Annotated in this window: 12 protein-coding genes; 2 read left to right on the top strand and 10 right to left on the bottom strand. The window is 33.1% G+C overall.

Features of this window, described 5'->3' with window-relative positions:
- Positions 1–6: 6 nt before the first annotated feature.
- From DK866_RS02425 to DK866_RS02395, 7 genes are all read right to left on the bottom strand, one after another.
- Positions 7–1,041, bottom strand: a complete 1,035-nt coding sequence (locus tag DK866_RS02425; RefSeq protein ID WP_109407593.1) for a TAXI family TRAP transporter solute-binding subunit — start codon at positions 1,039–1,041, stop codon at positions 7–9.
- Between the two features lie 387 nt (positions 1,042–1,428).
- Positions 1,429–1,941: a DedA family protein gene (locus DK866_RS02420; protein WP_109407592.1), complete on the bottom strand. Its 513-nt coding sequence runs from the start codon at positions 1,939–1,941 to the stop codon at positions 1,429–1,431.
- Positions 1,942–1,999: 58 nt separating this feature from the next.
- Complete coding sequence (locus DK866_RS02415) at positions 2,000–2,821, bottom strand: energy-coupling factor ABC transporter ATP-binding protein (RefSeq protein WP_109407591.1); 822 nt, start codon at positions 2,819–2,821, stop codon at positions 2,000–2,002.
- Positions 2,805–3,650 (bottom strand): energy-coupling factor ABC transporter ATP-binding protein, encoded by an 846-nt coding sequence (locus tag DK866_RS02410; RefSeq protein WP_109407590.1) that lies wholly within the window; start codon positions 3,648–3,650, stop codon positions 2,805–2,807. The genes DK866_RS02415 and DK866_RS02410 overlap by 17 nt, the downstream gene beginning before the upstream one ends.
- Positions 3,641–4,345, bottom strand: a complete 705-nt coding sequence (locus DK866_RS02405; RefSeq protein WP_167395469.1) for an energy-coupling factor transporter transmembrane component T — start codon at positions 4,343–4,345, stop codon at positions 3,641–3,643. The genes DK866_RS02410 and DK866_RS02405 overlap by 10 nt, the downstream gene beginning before the upstream one ends.
- A gap of 2 nt (positions 4,346–4,347) precedes the next feature.
- Complete coding sequence (locus tag DK866_RS02400; RefSeq protein WP_109407589.1) at positions 4,348–4,929, bottom strand: ECF transporter S component; 582 nt, start codon at positions 4,927–4,929, stop codon at positions 4,348–4,350.
- Between the two features lie 76 nt (positions 4,930–5,005).
- Positions 5,006–5,434, bottom strand: a complete 429-nt coding sequence (locus DK866_RS02395; RefSeq protein WP_109407588.1) for a PPC domain-containing DNA-binding protein — start codon at positions 5,432–5,434, stop codon at positions 5,006–5,008.
- A 484-nt stretch (positions 5,435–5,918) separates the two neighbouring features.
- On the opposite strand from DK866_RS02395, the gene DK866_RS02390 reads away from it, so the two are divergent.
- Positions 5,919–8,729 carry a tetratricopeptide repeat protein gene (locus DK866_RS02390; RefSeq protein ID WP_109407587.1) on the top strand — a complete coding sequence of 937 codons (2,811 nt, stop codon included), beginning with the start codon at positions 5,919–5,921 and terminating at the stop codon, positions 8,727–8,729.
- Between the two features lie 69 nt (positions 8,730–8,798).
- Here the strand turns inward: DK866_RS02390 and alsS are convergent, their stop codons facing one another.
- Positions 8,799–10,478, bottom strand: coding sequence for an acetolactate synthase AlsS (gene alsS, locus DK866_RS02385; RefSeq protein WP_109407586.1), 1,680 nt, complete (start codon positions 10,476–10,478; stop codon positions 8,799–8,801).
- Positions 10,479–10,546: 68 nt separating this feature from the next.
- Positions 10,547–11,350 carry an acetolactate decarboxylase gene (gene budA / locus DK866_RS02380; protein WP_409455375.1) on the bottom strand — a complete coding sequence of 268 codons (804 nt, stop codon included), beginning with the start codon at positions 11,348–11,350 and terminating at the stop codon, positions 10,547–10,549.
- A gap of 370 nt (positions 11,351–11,720) precedes the next feature.
- On the opposite strand from budA, the gene DK866_RS02375 reads away from it, so the two are divergent.
- The gene (locus DK866_RS02375; protein WP_109407584.1) at positions 11,721–13,682 is read left to right on the top strand and encodes a pentapeptide repeat-containing protein; all 1,962 of its coding nucleotides are present in this window, start codon (positions 11,721–11,723) and stop codon (positions 13,680–13,682) included.
- A gap of 125 nt (positions 13,683–13,807) precedes the next feature.
- Here DK866_RS02375 and ychF read toward each other — a convergent pair whose 3' ends face one another.
- On the bottom strand, positions 13,808–14,899 hold the full coding sequence (ychF, locus tag DK866_RS02370) for a redox-regulated ATPase YchF (RefSeq protein WP_072064039.1): 1,092 nt from the start codon (positions 14,897–14,899) through the stop codon (positions 13,808–13,810).
- Positions 14,900–15,005: the final 106 nt, after the last annotated feature.

Genomic DNA, 15,005 nt, shown 5'->3' with positions numbered 1-15,005 from the left:
CTCCTGTTATTTATTATTAGTCTGCGTTTGAGCTTCTGGTGGAATAAGATAATCTGGGATCTCTAACCCGATTTCTTTGTAGTAGCGGTAAGCCCCTAAATGTAATGGCACAGAAACACCTTTTAATGCATTTTCTGTGGTGATGTATTTAGCTGCGCTATGAACTTGATGAACCTCAGGAAGGTTCTCAAACATAGTTTTTGTTAGCTCATAAACTAAGTCATTATCAATACTGGTTGTGGCCATTAAAATATTAGGTTGAGCTATTGTATTGACTATTTCAGTTTGACGAGGATAGGTATTCGCGGGTATTTCAAAACGAAACCATGAATTTGCCACATGATTGATATCATCAAGTTGTTTATCTGTGACTTCGAGTAGTTTTGCGCTGACACCACTAGCATACATGTCGGTGACGGCTGAAGCTGGAACGCCAGCAGGTAAAGCGCCACCGTCAAGACGGCCGTCTCGCATGGCAGAAACAGTGTCTCCATACCCAAGATATTCAGGGGTAATATCTTTTTTAGTTAAATTAACACCTTTAAGAATGATAATTGTGGATTGTTCTGTACCGCTAGCTTGAGGGCCAACAGAAAAACTTGTCGCACGAATATCATCTAATGTGCCGGTTTTTACTTTGTCATTCATTAAAACAAAGTGTTCAACATTGGGCCACAACATAGAAATTGAGCGCAGATTTTTTTCTGGTTTACCTTCAAAATTGCGCACACCTTCATAAGCTTCCACAGCTAAAAGACTTTGCAAAATAGAGAGCTGAGCTTCATTTTTTTGCATTAAATAGATGTTTTCTATCGATCCTGCCGAAGATTGCCCTGTTACTTGAACGCCTCTATCCTTAAGGTGTGTACTCCATACGTTTGCTAATCCCACTCCCATCGGATAATACGTTCCTCCTGTTGAAGCGGTTGCTACAGAGAGAAATTGTTTATTCGCATTCTCTTTTTTGCCAGCTATTGCTAATGAGACAACCGCAATAACAGCAACAATACCGATGGCAAGCTTTGTTTTTCTTATTCTCATGATGTTGTTCCTGTACATAAAAACGCAGGTGAATGTTTCACACCAACTTGTATACAACATGACAACTTTTATAGAAATAAGGAGTGTTAAGAAATTGTGACGTAGCGTAATGAAATTAAAACAAGAAGATAACAAATTGTGATCAGCATAGTAATTATGCAAATTTTAATCATAATTATGGTGATAGGCACAAAATGCGAAAGAAAATATCAATAAAGCATGGAAGAAAAGATAAAAGAAGCTAAAAAATAGTCTATTTATCGATAATTAAAAATAAAATGAAAAAAAGAGGGGGCAGAAAATATTTAAACAATATGATTATGTAAAAAGAAAATAGGCCACTTTTAGTATTAATAGAAAGATTAAAATTAAGTGTTAATTCGTCACTTATAAAGCAAAAGTAAGTACACCTGTTGCGATTAAAACAAACATTGCAGACCAAACTAAAGCAGAAATAGCGCTGGTGATATAAATACCATATGCAGATAGTTTTAATAAGCCAGCACTAAAGGGAGTTAAGTAGCGAAAGACAGCTAAAAATCGAGAAATAAATAAAATATAGTGAGTTTTATTTTTTAATAATTGTTGAGTACGATTAATTTTTGATTGATAACGATTAACCCATATTTTAAGGCGAGGAAAACGATAGATAGAGCGCCCTAATTCATAGCTTAAAATTGAACCTAATAGAGCACCAAAGCTGGTGGCTAGCCAAAGAAAGATTGGAGAATAAAGTGGTAAACAAGCACCAAAGATAAAGATCAACATTAAAGAAGCCGGGGGCAAAAATGAAGAAATCCCAATGGTTGATTTGCCTGCTGTGATTAAAATAATAGATAAGAATAGGGTAATAGGAGATAAGTGACTCAAGGAATCGAATAAAGTGTGAATAATTTCCATTTAATTATCTCCAACTACTTATAAATAAACATAATAATAGTGATAAATATTAAGATTATTATGAGGTTGTTTTAGAATTTTTATTCATTTCAACTAACATTGTTGCCCATTCAATAGGTGTATTTTTAATTGGCAATTTCAGTTTCTGACTTAATGAGTATAGCGTAGGCGCAGGAATATCAGAAAGGGATTGCAGTGTTGAATTCATTAGCACTTTATCAGGGGAACCATCAGCAATTAATTTACCTGAGGATAAATGGATAACACGCTGAAAATGGCGAGCAGTAAAATCAAGATCATGACTAATAGCCAATACCGTTGTACCTAATGTTTTTTGTACCTGAAGCCAATTCTCAAAACAACTTAACCAATATGCATCAAAATCACGAGTGGGTTCATCAAGTAATAATATTTGAGGTGATAAAATACTTAAGCTCGCAACAGCAACCATTCTACGTTGGCCAGCATGTAAATCTAAAGGATGAACATCTGCAACATCATTTAAACCACAAAGCGACAGTGTTTCATCTAAACATTTTTTAATTTCTTCTTTCGGAAATTTACGTTGCTTTAAACCAAACGTGATCTCTTTCTCAACAGTATTATGAAAAATTTGTCGTTCAGGCTCTTGAAATAATACCCCAATATAATGAGCGCGTTGCTGTGCTTTTAGTTGAAAAAGTGACTGATTATTGAGTGTTATATCACCTTCGTTGGGAGTTAATAGTCCTGCAATTAATCGCAATAAAGTAGATTTACCAGCGCCATTATCGCCGACTAAGCTTATCCATTCTCCTTGATTTAACGTTAAGGATAATTGAGAGATACAAGGCGGAACCTCATCACTCCAGCGATAAGTCACATTATTGAGCTGTAACATAAAATTCCTTAAAAGCATTAAGCAAGGCTTTATCATTACTCACAATATTCTTATTCCAATGATGGTTTTCAATTAACCAATGTAAAGCTTGCCATGCATCAGGAGCATTAATTGTTGAAAATAAGAACGGAAAAATAGAGTCTAAAGTACCTTTTGCCTTCATTTTTCCGGCTTCCAATAACAAAAATTGCTCACTCAGACTTATTGCAGGTAATAAATTTCGTTCAAAAATAACTACACTGCATTTATGCTCTTTTGCATAGTGTTTTATGTGTTGCTGTAATTGTTGGGTTGCATAGGGTGTTAAGCGACTAAAAGCTTCATCAAGTAATAATAACTTTGGGTGCATAGCAAGCGCACTAGCTATGACAACACGTTGAGCCTCACCACCAGAAAGGGTTGAAGGGTGACGAAAACGCAAGTATTCACATTGTGTTAATGCCATAGCTTCTTTTACTCGAAATCGAATTTCATTATCGCTCAACCCCAAATTTTCAGGGCCAAAGGCAATTTCTTGCTCTACAGTGAATGCACATCCTGAAAGTTGTAATTGTGGCGATTGTTGAACGAGTTGTCGTCCGGGCGCTAGCGACACTAATCGGCTTTTATCGAGGGCAATATTTTGTACAATTCCCATGCCTTGCACTGAACCTGTTAATAAATCGGGGTACCAACCGGCTAGTAATTGCGCAAGAAGGCTTTTTCCGCTGCCATTCCCCCCTAAAATCACAAGCCATTCTCCTTGTTTTAACTGTAAATCAATAGGGCCAAGAATAGGTTTTTCGTCACCTTTGGGGGTAAAACTCAATTGCTGAAGATTTAGTACCATAGCCAAATACCTCCTTCAACCAAAATAAGCAATAAAATCAAGTAGCGAAGCATTGTTTGAAGTGGCGTATCCGTTGGTGGGTATAAGGTTGTTCGTTTTTTAATAATACGAAATCCTCGCATATCTAATGCTGCACTTCTAATCGTTAAATCACTTAATACGTGACTAATAAGAGGCAAAATAATCGCTGGTAATGTGATGAATCGTTGCCAAAATGATCCATCAAGAGGAACACCTCGCGCTAATTGTGCCTCTCTTATATTGTGTAATTGTTGGCGTAATTGTTCTACAAGTAGCAAAGGCCCTGCTAATAAATAGGAAAGGCTCATAGGTAAACGGCTAGCAAATAGCGCTCTAATAAATTGCTCTGTTGATGAGTGTTGTAACCACAATTGAGCACCACTTATTATTGCTAATAATCTTAACCATAGCGTTATTGCCATAGTTTGTTTACTAGTATCTAAAGATCCACCTACTAACCAATAAGCTAACCAACCACTATGGACTAACCATAATCCGATTGCCATTGGGATCATTAACCAAGCAATAAAACGCCAACGCCAGCGAGATGCTTTCCAAATCAATAAGCTAATAAAAATACCACTGCTGATTATCAGCAGTGGTAAGCCTAATGATAAAAAAAGTACACTAGCACTTAGCCAAAGCCATAATGCCAATGAGGTAAATGGATGCATTATTAGCGAACCTTGGCAATCGCAGGAAAATTACGTTGTGTTCGTTGTGGTAATTGACGTACTAATAACCAAGCGACAATCGCTGATAATATTTTATCTGCGAGATTTGCACCTAATACAGTAATGGCAACAGACTCAATAAGCCCTTCACCCACAGCATGAAAATAAGCAACAAAGAAATCAGCACCACTACCTGTTGCGCCACCAAATAAATAAGTACGAATTGGAACGGCGACAATCATTAACGCTAAAGTAATGACGATTCCCGAACCAATAACGCGAATTAAAGAACGAAAACCACCTGCACGAGCCAATAAACCTGCACTTAATCCTATCATCATGGCTACTGGAGCAAATGCAGCCGCCATTGGACCACTAATTAATCCCCATAATAGATTGGTTAATAATCCAGTGAATAATGCGACCCATGGGCCACCTAATAAGGCACAAATCAGTGTACCGATAGAATCTAAAAAGATAGGGAGTTTTACCATTGAGGTAATTTGGCCACCGATCATATTTATTGCAATAGATACAACAATGAGTACGAGCGTACGACTCGAAATTTGAGGAGTTGTAGACATAGTTTAAAAACCTTTACAAAGGATAGTGACTATTGGTTTTATTGTTTTGCATACATAGCTATTTTTTATAAAAAAGCTATTTACGCGGTGTGATGACCAACTCCTCATAACCAGAGTGTTCACAAGGCTGACGGCTAAAAGTCACTTGCTCTAACTCACCAATAACGAGCTCTAGCGTCGTGCGCACTGTACAACCTGGCATCATATGTCCACCACACATTAATCCATTTTCATCTGAGATTGCTAAATGCAAATGTTCACCTTGACTATCTAATGTTCCAATTAATGAAACAATCTCAAATTTACCTGTAAGATAGCGATTTTCTTCGCGTCCTGCAAAGCGTAATACCACATCTGTTAAACTTCCCACACAACCTGCAATAAATGCTGATTTTAGGTTTTGTTCTTTAATAATCTGTCGTAATGCCATAATCACATCCTCGTTAGGGAGAAGGCGAAGTGCAATAAATCGGGCATGAGAAGAAAATAATGAGGTGTGAGACATGGGCGTTTTGTCCTAAATATCAATATAACAGGGGAACGATATCATCTATCAAAATAGTCAATTTGATAAGTGAAAGTTGACATTAATCAGTATCAACGAAGTATCAAAGTAATTTTTATTATTATTCATGGAAAAGAGTAGATAGGGAATAGACAGTAAATGATTTTTAAACAAAAAAGTGTTAACAATGTAAAAAATCGCCTAATGATAAATTTATCTTTGTAAATATTAAATGAGAATAAAAGAACGAGTTAATGACATATTAATTTCTCATTGATACTTATTAATTAAAGCTAACTTTGCTTAAGGTAAATTAAATTAAATTACATGCAAAGTAAAAATAAAAGAATATTAATGATAATATAAATGATTGGTAAGTTTTATAAAATTAGATGATATCTAACTTCTGATAGAAAGGTTAAATTAACTTCATTTAGAACTGACTACATGCGATTTTAAAAGATATACACATTAAAGGATGATTATGTCGATAAAAATAAAAACTATATTTATAATATTATTAATGGCGGGGTTGTTTTTTTATTTTAAAGGAAATGAAAATTCACCTTTACAAGAAGGATATAATTATTATCAAAAAGGGGAGTATAAGGAAGCTTTAGACTATTTTACACGACATGCAGAAAATGACTCTCAAGCCGCTTTTAGCTTGTCTGTCATGTATTGGGAAGGAATTGCAGTACCAGAAGATCGCCTTATTGCTCGAAAGTGGTTAATTAAATCAGCAAATTTAGAAAATAGGGATGCTCTCTATAATTTAGGATATTTACGCTATCATGAATTAATCGAGAGTACTCCTGAAGATATTCATGGTTTTTCTTCTCTATCAAAGGCAGTGGATTTAGGCTCTTCTGAGGCGAAAATATTTTTAAATGAAATTGAATCTAGCCAATGGGGAAAATTAGAAAGTAGATTATTACCAATTTATGGTGAACAAACATGGTTTGAAAAAAGAGCAACACTTAGAGAGTTAGAAAAATTAGCTGAAGGCGGTAATAAAGAAGCAATATATCAATATTTAAATAATGCAAATTCATCAAAAAGATCTATCAAAACAGAGGGTTATTTAGATCCTTTTATTGAGAGTAAAGATCCCAAGTTTATGTACTTAAAATATACATTAATTACACAGGATGTTCGTCTCCTTATAGACTCAGCAAATGCTAATTACCCTGATGCAGTTTATTTTCTCTATCAAGTGTATAACGGTGATAAAGAAGTTAAGAATTTGAAGAGTGATACAAGATCAGCTGAGGTTTATTTACAGCTATCAGCGGATTTAGATCATCATGATGGGTTAATTAAGAAAATAGAAAGTTTATTAATTGGCTATAGCGAACGAACACAGTCTTCTATTGAATCGCCTGAAAAATATGTGATCAAATTATTAGAAAAATATCCTAATTCTTATCAAGCAACTATCACTGCTGCTAAAGTTTACTCGCATGTGGAAAGTGAATTTTATAATCCCAAAAAAGCTTTTGAATTAATGCTTAAAGCTTATGATATACAGCCATCAGCTGAGGTTAAATTTTATCTGGCTGAAAAATATGCTTATGGTATTGGTGTAAAAAAAGATTTAAAAAAAGCAGTTGATTTATTAAAGGAAACTATTACTAATGATCAATTTTTGAAAGAAAGTAGATATTTAATTATCAGCCTTTATTTTCATTTTGATATTTCAGAATATATAGAAAAAGAAAATATTATTGAGATGTTAAAAGATAGTGTTAATAGAGATAACACCTATGATATAGATTATCGCTTAGCCCATTATTATGCCGACATTCTTTTGGAGCAAGATGCCTTTAATAATGATGAATATGCTTTTTCATTATATGAACAAGGAAGAGGTAACGGTTGCAGTAGTTATGTTTTTCAATTGGTTGCGATGACGAAATATAAAAAAATAATGAATGAGGATATTTTAACTAACCTTGTTAAAGGGCTACAATGTGATTCGACTTATAGCAAAATAAGTTCATCAAAAAGACGGGAGGTATATGATATTTTATTTAAATATGGAATTAATTATCCTGAGGTTAGTGATTTTTTTATAGAGAGATCTTTATTTGATGATTCGATTAAATTAATTATGGGATCTTTATTAAGTGAAAATAAAGAAATCCATTTTAAATATATAATAAAGAATATTGAGCATGAATCTTACTCTGAAAATATAGATGAGGCTAAACTGATTGAATATTATCAAGAAATTATAAAATTCGCTGATTCTGGGTATGTTGATGCAATGAATTTTATTGTCACAAGGATATATCATGGTGAATTAATGCAAGATGGAATTTTTTATGACTATAATTTTGATAGATTAACAAATATTACCAAGGAAGAACGCTCTTTCTGGCGTAATAAATGTGCTGATTTGGGTAATAATATTTGCTTGAAAGACTTATCATTAATTTATAAATATGGAAAGGATGGAGTTGAGAAAGACTCTGAAAAAGCAAAAGAATATGAAAGTCACATCACTGTCCCTTTAAATAGTACTGATTTGGAATTATATGCTATAGAGAAAAGTAATTTTGAATATGTGCAACAAAAATATAATTCTTTAATTCATGAAGATAAGAGTCAAGAAAATTTATTGTTATTAGCAAAGTATTATTCTAGTGAAGATATTGATAAAAGTTTTATTTATGCAGAGGGATCGTATAATTTAGGAAACAAAAAAGCGAGCCAATATCTTTATAATTACTATGTGGAAAATATTTGTAAAAATAAAGATAATATCAATAAAGCAGCGAACTATTTTAAAGAGTGGATAGAAACAGAAAAACCTCATAGTAACGAGTTTACCTATAATAGCGCTAGAATAATTGGCAACTATTATTTAGAGGCGCCTTGTTTAGTTGAGAAAAACTTAGATAAAGCCATTGAATGGTATCAATTATCTTTAGATTATCCATTCGGTATAGATAGTCATATATACACTGAACTAAATAAAATATACTCCAATGGAATGGAGAGCGTAAATCAAAATCCTGCAGTAAATATGCATATTTCTGCGCTGAAAAATAATAATGACTATATGACAGATATGCATACTCGATTAGGAAAAATGAGTTTTGCAGAGCCTTCTTTCTCAAAACTCTATGAAGCATTTCTGTTTAAAGGTGATGTGAAAAATGCTTATTATTACGGTTTATTACTGAATGTAGATGTCAATAATATTGCTATGTTCTATTCTTTATCAGAGAGTGAGCGTAAAAATATTGAAACTCGTGTCGCTGAGTATTTAAATCAAAATAAACAGTAGTACCATATTAGAAAGTCCTCAGTAGTATTTTATACTATTGAGGGCTTTTATATGATGAGTGTAGATACACTAAATAATCAGATTATAATTAATATGTTCCATTAGTTTAGCGTTATCTCGATAATCGACAGGAATAGCAAGTACCGCGGGGCCATCAACAGCTATTGCTTCATGTAAAACGGTACGTAATTGAGAAGCACATTCAACAGAAAAACCTTTAGCGCCAAAGGACTCAGCGTAACGTTTAAAATCAATAGCTCCAAATTTTACACCAGAATAACGGCCATATTTTTCTTGTTCTTGCATTTCGACCATATTATAAGCATTGTCCACCCAGATAATATGCAAGATATTTGTATTTAACCGAACTGCGGTTTCTAGCTCCATAGACGATTGCATAAAACCCCCATCGCCAGAAATAGAGATAATTTTATCAGAAGGTCGAACAAAAGAAGCGCCAATCCCCCAAGGTAATGCAACACCCATTGTTTGTTGCCCATTAGAAATTAGCATTTGTCTTGCTCTAAAACTATAAAGATAACGAGCGAGCCATATATGAAAACTCCCCATATCAATGCAGAGTGTTACATCGTTATCAATAATATTTTGCATCTCATGGATGATGGTTAAAGGGTGAATAGGAGAACCATGTCGAAAATAACTATTTTGTTGCAGAATTTCTCTTTGGTGGCGAATTTTCTCTAAAATCTGACGAGTATTATTTGAAAGTGTAATTTGAGATGTAGATTGCTTAGCAAAATAGTGAGTTAAATTATCAATTGTTAATTTGATATTACCTGTTAATTCTAAATCAGGGCAGTAAGCTAAATCAATTTCAGCGGGGATCTCGTCTATATGAATAATATTGGCATTATTGTGATTCCATAATGACGGCTCATATTCGATAGGGCTATAACCTAGAGTGATTACTAAATCAGCGTGAGATAATAACTCATCACCCGGTTGATTATTAAATAAACCAATACGACCAGCAAATAAAGAAAAATGGCGTTGAGCAATCGCGCCAGCCGACTGATAAGTGCCTACAATCGGTAGCGGGCAAATATCAAGTAGCTTTTGTAATGCTAATGCATTTTCAGGGTAACTAGCTTGTAGCCCTAATAAAATAACGGGACTTTTTGCATTCAGCAGTAATTTAACGGCTTCTTGGATGGCATCATTATTTGCACTACCAATATTGGATTTTGATTTGGGAATTAATATTGGGCTATTAACTTCATTATTTAAAATATCCATTGGAAAAGTTAAAAAAGCGGAGCCTGGTCTTCCTGATTCTGCATGGCGAAAGGCATTAGCCATAGTTTCGGAAATTGATTTTGAGGAATCAATTTCTGCGCAAAATTTAGTAATAGGATTAAACATGGTAACGGTATCCATGCTTTGATGAACCAGTTTTAATCTATCAGAGGATTTTACTGATCCTCCCAACGCAACTAATGGATCTCCTTCAGATGTTGCTGTTGCAATGCCCGTCGCAAGATTAGAGCATCCCGGACCTGATGTTGCGATAGCCACACCCGCTTTACCAGTTAAACGACCAACCGCGGCAGCCATAAATGCGGCATTAGCTTCATGGCGAACAACTACTGTTTCAATTCTGGAATCAACAAGAGAATCAAATACACGATCAATTTTTGCACCCGGGATACCAAATACTTGTTTAATGCCATGTTGTTCTAATTGTTTGACAACTAAATCTGCACCACATTTCCAATGAGGAGTATTCATATAACCTTCTTTGATTTTGCAAGTGAATAAAAAATTGGATTGAGAATAAAGTGAAGCGATCTTTTGAATTAATTTTCGGCTTGTTCTATTGCTTGATGAAGATTATCTGGCATTAAGTTAGCTTGTAGGAAAGCTGACTGGCTGGGTAAATCAATGGTAAGGCGAGAAATGATGCCGATTTGTAATGTGCCTTTTTTTAAGTAGTAATCAAGTACATGTCCACCACCTTGGCGTTGTTGATTAATATAATGTTCATGAAACCCTGCAACATTTATGCCTTGGGTAAATTGTGGTGATCGAAAACCTGCAATAGTTCCTGTTTCATTGTGAAAGGTGAAAATAGGCTGATTTTCGATAGCTTCTAACATTGGGCGGTAGGGAGGCTCTTGACGAGGAACTGTGCGTGTTTTAACTAATTCAAATTCGCCTTCAATTCTGATCGCGCAAAATAGATTGTCGGAAGGAACGTACTGATTAATTACATTGTGTATTTCTTTTTGCGATGCACCATAAGAAAAGTGATGTTCAATATCACAATTGAAAAATGTCATTACAGCAAAAGGAGATTTTTGAGAGTTTAATGCCTTACGTGCGCTACCATCAGAGCGTAATTGAAAAACATTATTGTCAAATGCAACTAGCTCGCCATCAAGTTGTTCAAAAGTTCCTAAACCAAAATCACCATGCTTTAATAAATCAGCAATAGTGACATCACTATCATATACACCCGCAATTAAACTACTCATTAATGAATTTTGATAAATAGTACATTCGGGATGTTTAGTAATATAATTATTTAAGTTAGTTATTATTTCTTGTCCACATTGGCAATGATGATTTTTATTGTGTTTTATATCGCTATTATCTCGCATGTTAGGTTGAAAATTAGTATTCATGGTAAAGCTATTCCTTTATTTAATAAGTATCGATCATTAATCGAACATCAAATTAAGTATTACTCCAATTCATAAGTATTTCAAATGTTTTAATTGTTATTGAATAGTGCGTGATAGTTGTGTATTTATAAATTAAATACAGACAATTGTTTTTTTGATTTAATTAATAAGATTTAGTGATTAAAGTAATTTGATGTTTTATTTTATTCTTGATAAGGAAAACATATTACTAGTGGTTACTTTATTAAAGTGTAAATAATTAATACTTATATAGTAACCCAATGAATTTTAACTTGGTTGAAATTCTCAATAATCATCTATTTTTAGTGATTTATAGGGAATAATTATGAATGCTATGTTGTTATATTTTAAGTCTCACTTATTTAGAAGCACTGTATCAGCGGTTGATTTAGCAGCAAAAAAACCAACAGAAAGTAATCTTTCTTTTGCAGAGAAGCTATTAGCAATAAAAATGAGAAGCGTAAAACTAAATTTAAATAACAATGACAAGGATTGCTTTTCTTATAAGAAAAAATGGGATGGCTATGAAATGCTAAGTCAAAGATTAAATTCAATTAAAATAATTAATAAGTGTAAAAATAAATTTAATCAAGGATCTAATCCATTAATTAAAAGTGAATGTGAGAAGTTAAGAAAAGACGTCGAGAGAATTGAAAGTCATAATGATTATAAAAATATTAATTTTGATAGCAATAACTTAAGTAATATTAACTTTAAAAATAGAGATTTAAGTAATGCAAAATTTTGTTTATCACAAGAACAATTTGATAGAAAAAATATAGGTGTTGATTTTTCTGGTTCTTGCCTAAAAGGGGTAGACTTAAGTAATGTAAATATAGACGGTGCAATATTTAAAGATGCTGATTTGACCGATGCTAAAATCAAGATTAATATTTGCTATACATTAACTGATTTTTCAAATGCAAATCTTGATGGAGCAAAAATAAGTTTTTCTGATAGTGAATTTTTAAATCTTCATTTAAATGAAGATTACTATGAGAATACACTATTTAAGACGATTGAAACTATAAGTGATAAATATAAAGAAATAAAACTATCTCTTATCCAAGACATTATAAATAAAATAAGTGTATCTGAAATGACGAATGAAGTTCCTATGGATTCTATAATAAAAAATCTCACAGATAGGAACAACTATATGGAAAATGAAATCATTTCTAAATTTGTTAAAAATTTATTCGAAATAAAATGTTTAAATAAATTAGGCAAGGATTTTCATTTTAATATGGAAGAAAAGTATATAAATACATATTTGGATGTTCTTTATGATTATTATGATCATAAAGAATTTAAAAGATTTACATTGGAAAATAATGGTAGTTTTATTAAATTAATGGCATTGTCTCTTTATCATAAGGATAATGCCACTAGATGGATAGCTAGGCGTTTATATGAAAAATATCTTAATTTAGAGGAGGTAAAGCCTTTAATAAAGAAGATGAATTTCAGTAACGGATATCACCATATTAACTGGAAAAATGAAGAAAATAATAATTATGTTCTAGTTGAAGGAAATAAGGCGATGATAACTAATCATAAAAATATAACTAAAATGTTGTTTAGTAATGAAATCGGTTGCACTGCGAAATGGGATAAGTTTTATCTTTATATTGATGATAAGTATCAAAAAAAAGAAAATATTGATTATAATGTTTTATTTAATGAGGATTTTAAAGTTTTTAGAAATAATCGCAATGCATCACTTAATAAAATTAAAATAGATGGTTTTTTATCATCACTTAATCTTGGTGCGTATCAAAACTTATTCCAGTCGGCTTGGGTAGATATACCTATTGCAGCTGAGGATAAATTAGTTGGTATAGATAAATATAAAAATTTATCAACAATATTTGAGCGGCTATTAGTAATTCCAGACGATAGAGAAAAGAAAATCTCACTTAATAATGAGCATTTTGAAGATATTTATAAGAATTTTGAATTGGTATTGTTGGATAATAAAGAACAATCTAAATATTTAATGAGCCTTGCTATCTTAATTATCAACTATGTAGATAAATATATTTTCAATATTGATAATGATTACTATCAAATGCCATTGAAATATGCCTGTGCATTGATGAATAAAGCAAATGAATTAAATCCAGAGCTAATGGGGCGAAAATTTACAATATGGGAAAATACACTGTCTAATTTATCTTCGGAAAATAATGAACTTAAATTGACTTTATCTAAAATGAAAAAATACGCAAATAAACACTTTGAACAGGTTTATCGTAAAATAATACCTTTACATTGGATAAAGTAATAAGAGTAAGTGTTTTTTGACAAATAAAAAATATACTTTATTTTGCTCATAGGTAACTAATAAAAAACCACGTACTTGAGTTTTTCTCAATTTACGTGGTTTGACATTATGAAAGATAGAAGAACTTACACATTAAATAAGAAGTTCATTACATCGCCGTCTTGAACGATATATTCTTTACCTTCTGCACGCATTTTACCAGCTTCTTTAGCGCCTTGTTCACCACCGTAAGTGATAAAATCGTTATAAGCGATAGTTTGAGCACGGATAAAACCTTTTTCAAAGTCAGTGTGGATTTTACCTGCGGCTTGTGGCGCTGTTGCACCTACAGGGATTGTCCATGCACGTACTTCTTTAACGCCAGCAGTGAAGTAAGTTTGTAAGTTCAATAATGAGTAACCCGCGCGAATAACACGGTTTAAGCCAGGCTCTTCAATGCCTAAATCTTGCATAAATTCTTCGCGTTCTGCATCTTCTAACTCAGCAATATCTGCTTCGATAGCGGCACAAACAGGAACAACTACAGAGCCTTCTGCTTCTGCGATTTTGCGAACAGTTTCAAGATATGGGTTGTTTTCAAAACCATCTTCATTAACGTTTGCAATATACATTGTTGGTTTTAACGTTAAGAAGCTTAAATAACGAATTGTTGCTTTTTCTTCTTCCGTTAAATCTAAAGCACGTAACATGCCAGCATTTTCTAAATGTGGTAAGCATTTTTCTAACACTTCCATTTCTGCTTTAGCAATTTTATCGCCACCTTTTGCTTTTTTCTGATTACGGTGCATTGCACGTTCACAGGTATCTAAGTCAGAAAGTGCTAATTCAGTATTAATAGTTTCGATATCTTCAGCAGGATCAACTTTACCCGCAACGTGAATGATATTGTCATTTTCAAAACAACGAACCACATGACCAATCGCTTCAGTTTCACGGATATTCGTTAGGAATTGGTTACCTAAACCTTCACCTTTAGATGCGCCTTTTACTAAGCCTGCAATATCAACAAATTCCATTGTTGTAGGTAAAATACGCTGTGGCTTAACAATTTCGGCCAGTTTATCTAAGCGAGGATCAGGCATTGGAACAACACCTGTGTTTGGCTCGATAGTACAGAATGGGAAGTTGGCTGCCTCAATACCTGCCTTAGTTAAGGCATTAAACAGTGTAGATTTCCCTACGTTAGGCAGACCGACGATACCACATTTAAATCCCATAAACGTTCACCTTGTCACATAAAAACAACAGGAGGGAGTATTCCTGTTGTGTGCTGTTAAAAAAAATTTGGCGCTATTATAGAGCAAATCCTTGTTTGATTAAATC

It is taken from the genome of Proteus genomosp. 4 str. ATCC 51469, from assembly GCF_003144375.1.
Classification (GTDB): domain Bacteria; phylum Pseudomonadota; class Gammaproteobacteria; order Enterobacterales; family Enterobacteriaceae; genus Proteus.
Note: the sequence above shows the minus strand (reverse complement) of the source record. Positions and strands in the feature narration are given on the sequence as shown.

Bases quoted from the DNA above. Each gene is read 5' to 3' on its own strand.
- alsS (WP_109407586.1), bottom strand. From the start codon at position 10,478: ATGAATACTCCTCATTGGAAATGTGGTGCAGATTTAGTTGTCAAACAA.
- DK866_RS02420 (WP_109407592.1), bottom strand. From the start codon at position 1,941: ATGGAAATTATTCACACTTTATTCGATTCCTTGAGTCACTTATCTCCT.
- DK866_RS02415 (WP_109407591.1), bottom strand. From the start codon at position 2,821: ATGTTACAGCTCAATAATGTGACTTATCGCTGGAGTGATGAGGTTCCG.
- DK866_RS02390 (WP_109407587.1), top strand. From the start codon at position 5,919: ATGTCGATAAAAATAAAAACTATATTTATAATATTATTAATGGCGGGG.
- DK866_RS02375 (WP_109407584.1), top strand. From the start codon at position 11,721: ATGAATGCTATGTTGTTATATTTTAAGTCTCACTTATTTAGAAGCACT.
- DK866_RS02410 (WP_109407590.1), bottom strand. From the start codon at position 3,650: ATGGTACTAAATCTTCAGCAATTGAGTTTTACCCCCAAAGGTGACGAA.
- budA (WP_409455375.1), bottom strand. From the start codon at position 11,350: ATGCGAGATAATAGCGATATAAAACACAATAAAAATCATCATTGCCAA.
- DK866_RS02425 (WP_109407593.1), bottom strand. From the start codon at position 1,041: ATGAGAATAAGAAAAACAAAGCTTGCCATCGGTATTGTTGCTGTTATT.
- DK866_RS02405 (WP_167395469.1), bottom strand. From the start codon at position 4,345: ATGCATCCATTTACCTCATTGGCATTATGGCTTTGGCTAAGTGCTAGT.
- ychF (WP_072064039.1), bottom strand. From the start codon at position 14,899: ATGGGATTTAAATGTGGTATCGTCGGTCTGCCTAACGTAGGGAAATCT.
- DK866_RS02400 (WP_109407589.1), bottom strand. From the start codon at position 4,929: ATGTCTACAACTCCTCAAATTTCGAGTCGTACGCTCGTACTCATTGTT.
- DK866_RS02395 (WP_109407588.1), bottom strand. From the start codon at position 5,434: ATGTCTCACACCTCATTATTTTCTTCTCATGCCCGATTTATTGCACTT.